The sequence below is a fragment of the Mesorhizobium sp. M1E.F.Ca.ET.041.01.1.1 genome, assembly GCF_003997355.1.
Lineage (GTDB): Bacteria > Pseudomonadota > Alphaproteobacteria > Rhizobiales > Rhizobiaceae > Mesorhizobium.
The window spans coordinates 1-9,047 of record NZ_RZSL01000227.1 but is presented as its reverse complement, the minus strand read 5'-3'; the positions used below and the strand labels follow the sequence as shown (position 1 = coordinate 9,047).

At 54.9% G+C, this 9,047-nt stretch carries 10 protein-coding genes and 1 tRNA gene; 7 read left to right on the top strand and 4 right to left on the bottom strand.

Annotated features, from left to right (window positions below; all coding sequences use genetic code 11):
• Nucleotides 1-2: 2 nt before the first annotated feature.
• The gene (locus EOA38_RS19035; RefSeq protein ID WP_127299958.1) at nucleotides 3-719 is read right to left on the bottom strand and encodes a hypothetical protein; all 717 of its coding nucleotides are present in this window, start codon (nucleotides 717-719) and stop codon (nucleotides 3-5) included.
• A 91-nt stretch (nucleotides 720-810) separates the two neighbouring features.
• Here EOA38_RS19035 and EOA38_RS19030 point away from each other — a divergent pair, with 91 nt between their 5' ends.
• On the top strand, nucleotides 811-1,041 hold the full coding sequence (locus EOA38_RS19030; RefSeq protein WP_127299957.1) for a helix-turn-helix transcriptional regulator: 231 nt from the start codon (nucleotides 811-813) through the stop codon (nucleotides 1,039-1,041).
• A gap of 822 nt (nucleotides 1,042-1,863) precedes the next feature.
• On the opposite strand, the gene EOA38_RS19020 is transcribed toward EOA38_RS19030, so the two are convergent.
• On the bottom strand, nucleotides 1,864-2,679 hold the full coding sequence (locus tag EOA38_RS19020; protein WP_127299956.1) for a hypothetical protein: 816 nt from the start codon (nucleotides 2,677-2,679) through the stop codon (nucleotides 1,864-1,866).
• Nucleotides 2,680-3,250: 571 nt separating this feature from the next.
• Between EOA38_RS19020 and EOA38_RS19010 the strand changes: the two genes are divergently transcribed.
• The 4 genes from EOA38_RS19010 to EOA38_RS18995 all read left to right on the top strand — a co-directional run bounded on the left by EOA38_RS19010 (nucleotide 3,251) and on the right by EOA38_RS18995 (nucleotide 7,443).
• Nucleotides 3,251-4,606, top strand: a complete 1,356-nt coding sequence (locus EOA38_RS19010) for a recombinase family protein (protein ID WP_127299954.1) — start codon at nucleotides 3,251-3,253, stop codon at nucleotides 4,604-4,606.
• A 339-nt stretch (nucleotides 4,607-4,945) separates the two neighbouring features.
• Nucleotides 4,946-5,296 carry a hypothetical protein gene (locus EOA38_RS19005; RefSeq protein WP_127299953.1) on the top strand — a complete coding sequence of 117 codons (351 nt, stop codon included), beginning with the start codon at nucleotides 4,946-4,948 and terminating at the stop codon, nucleotides 5,294-5,296.
• A gap of 12 nt (nucleotides 5,297-5,308) precedes the next feature.
• Nucleotides 5,309-5,791: a hypothetical protein gene (locus EOA38_RS19000; RefSeq protein WP_127299952.1), complete on the top strand. Its 483-nt coding sequence runs from the start codon at nucleotides 5,309-5,311 to the stop codon at nucleotides 5,789-5,791.
• A gap of 92 nt (nucleotides 5,792-5,883) precedes the next feature.
• Nucleotides 5,884-7,443 carry a hypothetical protein gene (locus EOA38_RS18995; RefSeq protein ID WP_127299951.1) on the top strand — a complete coding sequence of 520 codons (1,560 nt, stop codon included), beginning with the start codon at nucleotides 5,884-5,886 and terminating at the stop codon, nucleotides 7,441-7,443.
• On the opposite strand, the gene EOA38_RS18990 is transcribed toward EOA38_RS18995, so the two are convergent.
• Nucleotides 7,431-7,506: transfer RNA gene (locus EOA38_RS18990), tRNA-Thr, on the bottom strand. The two genes, EOA38_RS18995 and EOA38_RS18990, sit on opposite strands and share 13 nt — an antisense overlap.
• A gap of 273 nt (nucleotides 7,507-7,779) precedes the next feature.
• Between EOA38_RS18990 and EOA38_RS18985 the strand changes: the two genes are divergently transcribed.
• The gene (locus EOA38_RS18985; protein WP_127299950.1) at nucleotides 7,780-7,947 is read left to right on the top strand and encodes a hypothetical protein; all 168 of its coding nucleotides are present in this window, start codon (nucleotides 7,780-7,782) and stop codon (nucleotides 7,945-7,947) included.
• A 233-nt stretch (nucleotides 7,948-8,180) separates the two neighbouring features.
• Complete coding sequence (locus tag EOA38_RS18980; protein WP_127299949.1) at nucleotides 8,181-8,495, top strand: BA14K family protein; 315 nt, start codon at nucleotides 8,181-8,183, stop codon at nucleotides 8,493-8,495.
• A 125-nt stretch (nucleotides 8,496-8,620) separates the two neighbouring features.
• Here the strand turns inward: EOA38_RS18980 and EOA38_RS18975 are convergent, their stop codons facing one another.
• Complete coding sequence (locus EOA38_RS18975; protein WP_127299948.1) at nucleotides 8,621-9,046, bottom strand: hypothetical protein; 426 nt, start codon at nucleotides 9,044-9,046, stop codon at nucleotides 8,621-8,623.
• Nucleotide 9,047: the final 1 nt, after the last annotated feature.

The following is a 9,047-nucleotide window of genomic DNA, read 5'->3' as shown; positions in this document are numbered from 1 at the left end:
TTCTAGGCATTTGCTATACTAGTCCTCAGTTTTCGCCAGTATTCCAGGTTCTTTGGAAAGTCTCTCCAAAAGCCATCAATGGCAGCTCTCAAAGATGGCCATTCGTCAATCTGGCGAGCCACGATTTCTTGGAATGCCTCGCTCTCTTCCAGGTATGGCCCAGACGTCAGAGGGCGACTGGTAGCCAGGTGGAGTTTCAGTCCGTCCGCGTCTTCAAGGACAGTCATTGGTCCGCTCAGAAAGTGTCGAGCGATATAGAACCGCGTTAGCGTCCCGAGAGAAAAAATGTCGCCGATATCGAACAGGAAATCTCGAATCCATCGCGAAAGCTGATCCTTGAACAGAACCAAAGCCGCGACAAGAAACGAACCAATTTGGGCCTGGTAGGAGAGGGACCAACCAAAAAGATATGAAACTGCGAGCACAAAGGCCGCCGCAATGATTACTCTTGGTGAGTGCTGTATCAATTTTATTGGGAGCCTTAAGGCGTCGCCGACTAAGATCGCCGCTCGGAATAAGAGGACCAGAAGACTGGTGGTCCAACCCGATCTTTGGCGTTGCCCTTGCGCCCATAGCGCGAACATCACTGCCTCAATTGCTGCCTTTTGGTCCGGTGTCTGTTTCGCGATCCCACTCGCCCTAAGGGCGCCAATGATGTCGCCGGCCTGAACCTTTTCTTTGAATTCGTCCGTTCGGCCAGACGATCCCTCAGTGAGCATTTTGGCCTAGCCTCCCTCATTGGGGCGGAACAGCACCGCTTTGTTCAGTATATCGAGGTGTATATTTCGAGCAACCGAGTTCGTTTCCTGCATGGACTTGCGGGACGTGCTTGCTGCTAATTTACGTCGACTGAGACATGCAAAGGGGCTGTCTCAGGACGACTTAGCGTATGAGGCGGAGGTGAGCCGGAGCTATCTCAGCCAGGTCGAGAAGGGCAAATATCACGCAAGCCTTAAGATCATCGAGAAGCTTGCGGCGGTGCTACAGGTTGAGGCTTGGGAGCTTCTGAAACCGTCAACAACCAAAGGCGGGCAGGGTTAGCCGCCAGAACAGCCGGAGTCTATTCACACCCAGCCGGCCGCCTAGTACTGTGGTGAGCAGGGCGTGGGGCAATCAAAAATGGAGCCTGAGGACGATCTGAGGTCCCGTATCGAGGTTGCGCTTGTTCGCGGCCACCTCAGCCAGTGGCAAAGGCAATTCCTATTCGACATGCGCGACCGGTTGGTAAAGTACGGTCGGCGCACATCTCACCCGGACAAGCCCCCATCGCCGGCGCGCTGGCGACCGCGCCGGCGGAGAAGCCCACTCGTTCGTGAAGCCCGGTACTTGGCAGCCAGGTTCGCAAGAGCCTTTGGTTTCGCCCTAGCTCTGGTCGTCGGGTCCCTGGTCTACTCGTACATTGCGAAAGGTGGGCATATCGCTTGGCCGACCATGCCATCTGTCGCGAGATCGGGCACAGGGGCCAGAGTGCCGCTGGCAAGAGCACAGTTCACCATCACCGACGGAGACACTATCCGGCTGGACGGTGCCGCAAAGGGGACCCGGTTGGTGGGCTTCAATGCACCTGAGAGCATCGAGCCGAGATGTGCGGTTGAAGCTGACTTGGGCCAAAGAGCGAAGGCGCGCGCCTCACAGAATTGGTCGCTTCCGCAAAGCTGGAACTGCAGATGGTTCCCTGCTCGTGTCCCTCGGGGACCGAGGGTACAGACCGTTGCAACTATGGGCGACGCTGCGGCTCACTCTTTGCGAACGGCCAAAATGTGGGGGACGTTCTGATCTCGGAGGGGCTGGCTGTGCCGTTCATCTGTGGCTCGACAAGCTGCCCGCCGACGCCTCGCCCTTGGTGCGGATAAGGCTTGGCGTCTACTTAGCGAAGGAATAGGGAGGGAGGAACGGCTGGCCATACTGGCCGGGCCAAGACCCCAGAGTCTTGACGGAATAGCCTTTAAGGAACCCGGGTCGCCGCACAAAGTGACGGGGCGGGTTACGGAGTTCCGACATGTTTTGCGAGACGAAGGCCATGATCGCGAACGATTGCCGAAATGTTGCCCAATATCCCGTCACCCCAAGGTCTTCACCTCTGACGAAACTGAACGTGAACTGATCTCCCACATTTCTACGGCCCTGGGTCATCGTGTAATCGGCCCCGAGGATTTCCAAGAACGTCTCGGGCAGCCGTCCTTGAAATCGCTCATAGTTCGAATGCCATCGTGCAAACACACCTCCAGCCGGGCCAACGATCTCCCCGGTGACCCAATGGTGAAGGGCGAACCCCATACGGGCGGCGAAATTGGTCATCACGGAAGTCATGATCGGGCCGTTCGCTACCAGCACTCCCCCACCTTCAACGTAGCGGCTGTCCTCCTTCGGCCTGCCCAACTCGGCGATAAGGTTGGGATAGTTTCGGAACACTGATCTGATGGACCGCTTGATGTCCTCATGTTGTTCCGTAGTGGTCGGATTGGGCAGGAAGCGACTTGCGAACGCTGCGATATCGTCCATCTCACGCGTCCCTTCATGGCACTCCTTGCAGGTGGTGACTTCCCCGCCCTTCGGTCGCCACTTTCGGTCGAACAGCCCGGTAGGCGGCACGTGGTCGATGTCGACGCCCCGAGCCGATCCGGCACAGTAAATACAGAAAGGCTGTTTGCCCCTAAGCTTCTTGCTCAGGCTCACCATGTCAGGCTCCAACTTTCTCTGACGCAGGCTACTGGCGGCTCCAACGCTCTTTGTTATGAACGTTGCTGCCGTAGCTGCTCATCTCTCCATGTCCGGCACGTCACCAGCCACAAGCGTCTTCGGTTCTCGGTACTCGCCAACGACCAGGCAATGGCTCCCGCATGCTTGCCCGCTATCGCCTTCCTGTCGCCACCACCCGCCAAACCCTCTAAGATGCCGCACGAAGGTGGAGCAGTGCTGGTTTACGCGCCGCTCCGAAGCTGGAGGAAAGATGACCCCCAACGCTTGCCCGTTCTGCACCGGCACCGAAGTTAGGCCTCATATCACGCGAGACATGCACGTGGTCATTCTTTGCGACGAATGCGGAGCATCAGGGCCGATAGGCATTGATCAAGCCGCCGCAATCGAAAGCTGGAATAGCCGCCCCTGGAAAGGCAATCAGCGGCCTGCATCAGCGGGCCATGGGTAGGCAGCTGGAGAACATCCACTCTAGTTTAATTGGATGATCGGGGGATCGATATAATATCCATCTCGGAACATAATAGTGTCACGCCGGGGAAGAGGCACTATAGTGACTAATTTGACGACCGAGCTTCGCGTTCCGGCGGCGCAGTACATCCGGATGTCAACTGAGCACCAGCGTTATTCTCTCGAAAACCAGATCGCTGCCATTGCGGAGTATGCCGAATTACGCGGGTTCGCTATTGTCCAGACCTATACCGACGCTGGTAGAAGTGGCTTGAGTTTGAAAGGGAGGGATGGCCTCAAGCAGTTGCTGAGCGATGTGGTGACTGGCCAACGCACTTACTCGGCGATCTTGGTTCTGGACGTAAGCCGCTGGGGTCGGTTTCAGGATACAGACCAATCAGCGCATTACGAATTTCTTTGCCGAGAGGCCGGGGTTGCCGTGGAATATTGCGGTGAGCCGTTCGAGAACGACGGCAGCATGATATCGGCGATCGTCAAGAACCTGAAGCGGGTCATGGCTGGCGAGTACAGCCGCGAACTATCGGAGAAAGTTTCCAGGGCGAAGAAACAGCAAGCTCGCCTAGGCTTTAAACAGGGCGGCCACATGCCCTACGGCGTAAGAAGACTGTTGGTTAGTAAGGATCGGGAGCCCCGGTTTCTTCTGGGTCCAGGCGATCAAAAGGGCCTGAACACCGACCGTGTTGTCTTCGTGCCCGGTCCACCCGATGAAATCCGAATCGTGCGGCGCATTTTCCGGATGTTCCTTAGGCAAAACCGGAGCATGACCGACATCGCGAGGAAACTAAACGAAGAGGGTATCCCTTCCACCAACGGTTGGACTTGGACCATATCCCGCGTCAGAACCGTCCTCACAAGCGAGTTGATGATCGGATACTATGTCTACAATAGAAAAACACAGCGAATGAGAGGGCCAGCCAAGCGAAATCCTCCAAGCTTATGGATCAGAACGCGGGTGATGGAACCAATTGTCGGCGCCAGGCAGTTCGCAAGGGCCCAACATCAGATCGGACGCAGAAGCGGCTATGCATTTGCGAAATCCGACATGATCGAAAGGCTTGAACGGCTTTTAAGGGAAAAGGGCAGGCTCTCTTCGGCAATCATCGATCTCTGCCCGTACACGCCTTGTTCAAGAACGTACGCCGAGCATTTTGGAGGCCTTCGACCCGCTTACGCGACCGTCGGGTATGAGTGCCGCTGGCGTGTTCCTAGGTCGGGTCTCAAATATACCGATGATCAGCTTCTAGATGGCATCCGGCGGCTGCATACCAGGTTTGGGCACGTCACAATTGCGCTGATCGAAGCAGACCCTGACCTCCCTACGCACCAGGTGTTCGCCGAGCGATTTGGCTCGATCATCAGGGCATATGGGTTGGCAGGTTTCCCGACCACCAAACGAGAGGCGATCTTGGCGGCGCAGAAAAGAGCTAAGCCCACGTGAGCTTGGCACGAGCAGAAAACAGTCAAACAGACGCTAGGTCTGCCAAGCCAGCGACAATTCGCAACGAATTCAATGGTCAACGACGCCATCACCGCAACGGGCGCGGGCAGGGGTAATTGCAGGGGTAATCAGATCGTCCGCTGAGAACTTATTTCCTGCGAAATTGTCACGATATGCTCCCTGTTAACCGTACCGAAACCCTAAACTGGCGGTCTTACTAGTCGAGCCGAATTATTCTGCACAATCAGCAAAAAATGGCGGTCGGACCCTCCTCTGAAAATCGAGACAACGGTCCATATGATATGCTACGGTGATTTTCTAAACTTGGGTGGGTGGAACATGAAAAAATTGCTCTTGGTATTGGCTGTGACGTTGGTGCCCGCTTCATCACAAGCGGCGTGCTTCGGGAGTGCCGCCTATAAAACTTGCTACGACGATAACGGCAATTCCTACAATATTCAGCACTATGGCAACACAACCAATATGACCGGTTACAATTCTAATACCGGGTCAACGTGGTCGCAAAACAGTACCACTTTTGGAAATTCAACGTTCACAAATGGCACTGCCGCCGACGGAAATAGTTGGAATATGCAGCAGCGGCGTGTCGGCAACTCGACCTTTTATTCCGGCACTGACTCGGACGGCAACGCGTTTAGCGGTTCTTGCAACGCCTTTGGCTGTAACTGAAGGCGGGCACCTATGGCGGACGGCAATGGACCGCATTGGGCGGTTACAATCGGCTCGGCATTGTTGGCGTTGATTGGGTCCTATTTCACCGCGAACTACGCTGCGACAAGCGCAGTGGATGTGGCGAAAACACAAGCCAATTCTGCGATCCAAGCTGCAAAGGAAGCAGCGAAGGCCGAGGTAGATGCTGCCAAGGCGGCTAATCGCGTCGATATGGCCAAATTGGCGCTAACTTTGGTCAACGATAAGACGACTCCGGACAACCTGCGGAATTGGGCACTTCAGGTCTTGGCCGCTTGCACAGACGTTCCTCTTTCGCCGGATGAAGGCAACGACATTGCGAAGGAATTCAAGAGTATAATTCAGGCCAATCCAAACGCGAAAATGGCTTGGGATTCCATGGCTGACCCAAAGGTGAACGCTATCTTCAAAGGGCTCAAAGATAACTATTCGACCGTTTGGACGGATGCCTTTAAGTACTCAGCGCAGCAATAGTTCCTAAACTTTTGAGGATCTCTTGATGGCACAGATAAATCAGCCCTAGTTCAACGAACCTTCAGCGACGCAGAACTCGCGAGTGTTTTAGAATGTCAGATAGGGCCAAGTCTGAAGAAGCGTTGGAAACGTTGACAAGAATTTTATCCTATGCGGATGACGAGAACGTACTGTTTTTGATTTGGGCTACACACGCCATTCAAGATGGTCGAGAAAGTTTCGCGAGGAAGTTTTTCCGATATCCGCGAGAGGCTGTTACGACGAGTATAGATAGCAAATACAGCGCATACAAGTGGGACCTAGAGACGTTATTGAGTATAGATCTTAACACGTTAAAAAATAAGGTGAGGCGGAACAAAGTTAATTTCAAAGATTTTGAAGCGACTGTTACGCTCGTAAATTTGATAAAGTCTATCGAAGATAGTTCAGTGCCAGAGCGTATAAACGATGAAAACATATTCATGGAACTTCATCGCATAGCTCATCGGCAATTTGGCTGGCAGCGCGGGTTTGTAAACAAGCCAGATATATATAGATATATGTACATTTACGGTCAAGGTGACGCTGCTCAATATTTTCTGGAAACCAACGGAATATCGGTTTCAGACTTTTTTGCTTGTGCCTTCGCATATTATACCTACCTGCGAATGAATCCGTGGTGCTCACCGATTAGCAACCTCGATGATATTGGAATATCGACAGATATTGCGAGCAATGCGCTGCGCATTCTATCCGACGACATGTGGTCTGCGCGGAGAGAATCGCGAGCACTTCTGAACAAAATGGAGACGAGCGCTGGCGGCAAATTGCCAGTTGTTTATCAACCCAGCTACCTTAGGCTGAAGCCGATAGTTCGCTGGGACCTTGGTACGCGCTATCAGATCATAGCTCCACTGCCAGAGTTGATAGTGATGCGCGCAACGCTTGGCCTTTACTATGACCTTCAAGGTGGTGGGACAACAGTCGCCAACGACGCGACGAAGCGATTTGAGGACTATGCACGGCGATCAATCACGGCCTACTGCCCAGGCTTTGTTGCTCAGGCTGCAGTGACATACAAACACAAGGGAAATCGGCTGGAAACGCCGGACATTCTTCTTCAACAGGCCGGTCGCGTTGTCGCAGTTTTCGAATGCAAGGCAACTAAGCTCAGTTTTCAAGCCCAGTACTCCGACGACCCGATGGAGAGCGCGCGGGCGGGGTACGCGCAGATCGCGAAGGCGATCTTTCAACTTTGGCGGTTTTTCTCCCATGTTAGGCGCGGCATAGTTGAGTTCGAGGTTGCTGCCGATGCCCCGGCTATTGTCCTGACCATGGACGCATGGACCCAAATGTCGCACGAACTCAGAGATGGCTTGATAGCCGAGGCACAGAAGATTTCTGTCGAGAAAGAGCCAGACATGATAGAGGAAGATCGGCGCTACCCTATTTTTTGTCCGATTGATGAGCTCGAAAAGATGTTGTTGAAATCGAACGAAGAGCAGTTGCTGGCTGCCTTTCGAGCCGGAAAAGCGCCCGAATATCGTGGGTGGAGCATTGAAAATGTGCGCGACAGCGCCGTGCCGAACCCTGATGCAGTTAAAGAGTTCGCATTCGATCTCGGCGACCTCCTTCCGTGGTGGGGAAGAAGGGCGGGGGTTGGTGCCGCCTGAGGGACTCGAACCCCCGACCAATAGTTTACAAAACTACTGCTCTACCAGCTGAGCTAAGGCGGCACATTTACCCGTACGTATACCCCTGAAACGACGCTTTGAAAAACATACAGGTTTTTCAAGGCGGTAGCCGATTGATCCAGCGAATTACAAAACCGCTGCTCTACCGGCTGAGCTACAAGGGCACGGCGCTCCGGTAGCACATTTCGTGCGCCAGTAAAGACAAAACTCCGTTTTGGGTTGCTGATGGATGCCGTGGCTTAGCCGGCGTGCTGAAATGCGGCGCGCCGCTTCCTACATTTCCGTCAGGTGCAATCGCATCGAACGGGGTGCCGCATGATCAGATTTGTCATCATCCTGCCGCTCATCGTCTTGACTTGGCTTCTCCTGGTGAAGGCCGTCAGCGATCTGAAGAAGGCCAATATCGACTGGACCGGCGTCGCCACCATCATCGGCTTCATCGTGCTGGCGTTCTGGCTGCGCCATATCACGGGGATGGGGTGAAAAGAGTGAGTAGGCAGTAGTGAGTAGGGGGCTCGGCCGGCGCTGATGCTGACTACACATGCTACTGACTACTCACCAATCCCTACTCACTAGAAGGCGCGAGCCTTGAAAGACCGGCCGCTTCCGGTCTCGCGAAAAAATCTGAAAAAAATCTCGAACCTTTTTCCGGATAGCCGCGACAGATGGTCAAGAGGCGGATGGATCGCCTCGGTCAACGAACCAAGGAGATCGTCATGTTCAAGCGCACACTCGTTTCCAGCCTTATCGCCACCACCGTCGCCGCCGCCACTCTGGCAGGCACCGTCCAGCCCTCGGCCGCCTCTGACCATCATCACCGCCGCGAGCTCGGCATCGGCATCGCCGCCGGCGTCGGCGGTTTCGTTCTCGGCAGCCTGCTTGCCCAGCAGCAGCCGCGCACCGTCTATGTCGAGGACGGCTATGACGGTTCCTGGCATGTCCGCCGCTGCATGGCCCGTTACGCCAGCTACGATCCGGACTCCAACACCTATATCGGCTACGACGGCTACCCGCACTATTGCCGCCTCTGAGAGCAATTCCAGAAAAAGTGTGCAGCGGTTTTCCGTCCGGAATTGCGTCAAAACAAGAGGAGGGGAACCGTCTCGGTAACCGGAAGAGGGGCTCGCACGAGCCCCTTTTTCGTTTGTTTGAACGCTCAAGACTTCTTCGGCTCGATCGGCAATCCGGCCAGGCGGCAGGCGTCGCCGACATTCGGTGTTTCGCCGCCCAGCGCGACGAGTTCGAAGGTATTTCCGGTATCCGGGTAAACCTTGGCAAGGAAAGGTGCGTTGCCGCCGGAGCCGTTGGAAGGGTTCTTGTCTTCGACAGAGCCGCACACCACAATCTCATGGCGACCGTTCAACCTGCGTTCGCCGGCGAGCATCGTTCCGAACCTGGCGGAGACAGGGTTTTTCAGCTGCTGGCGGATGCCGGTCGTGATGATCTCTTCCAGGGCCAGCGAGATCGGGATGGGCGAGACCGCAATGGGATCGACGTGCTGGCCGCCGGCATCCGGTCGAGGTGCCGCCGCCACGCATCCGCAAAGTGAAGCGGCGAGCAAAAGCTGAAGCGTTTTCCGCATC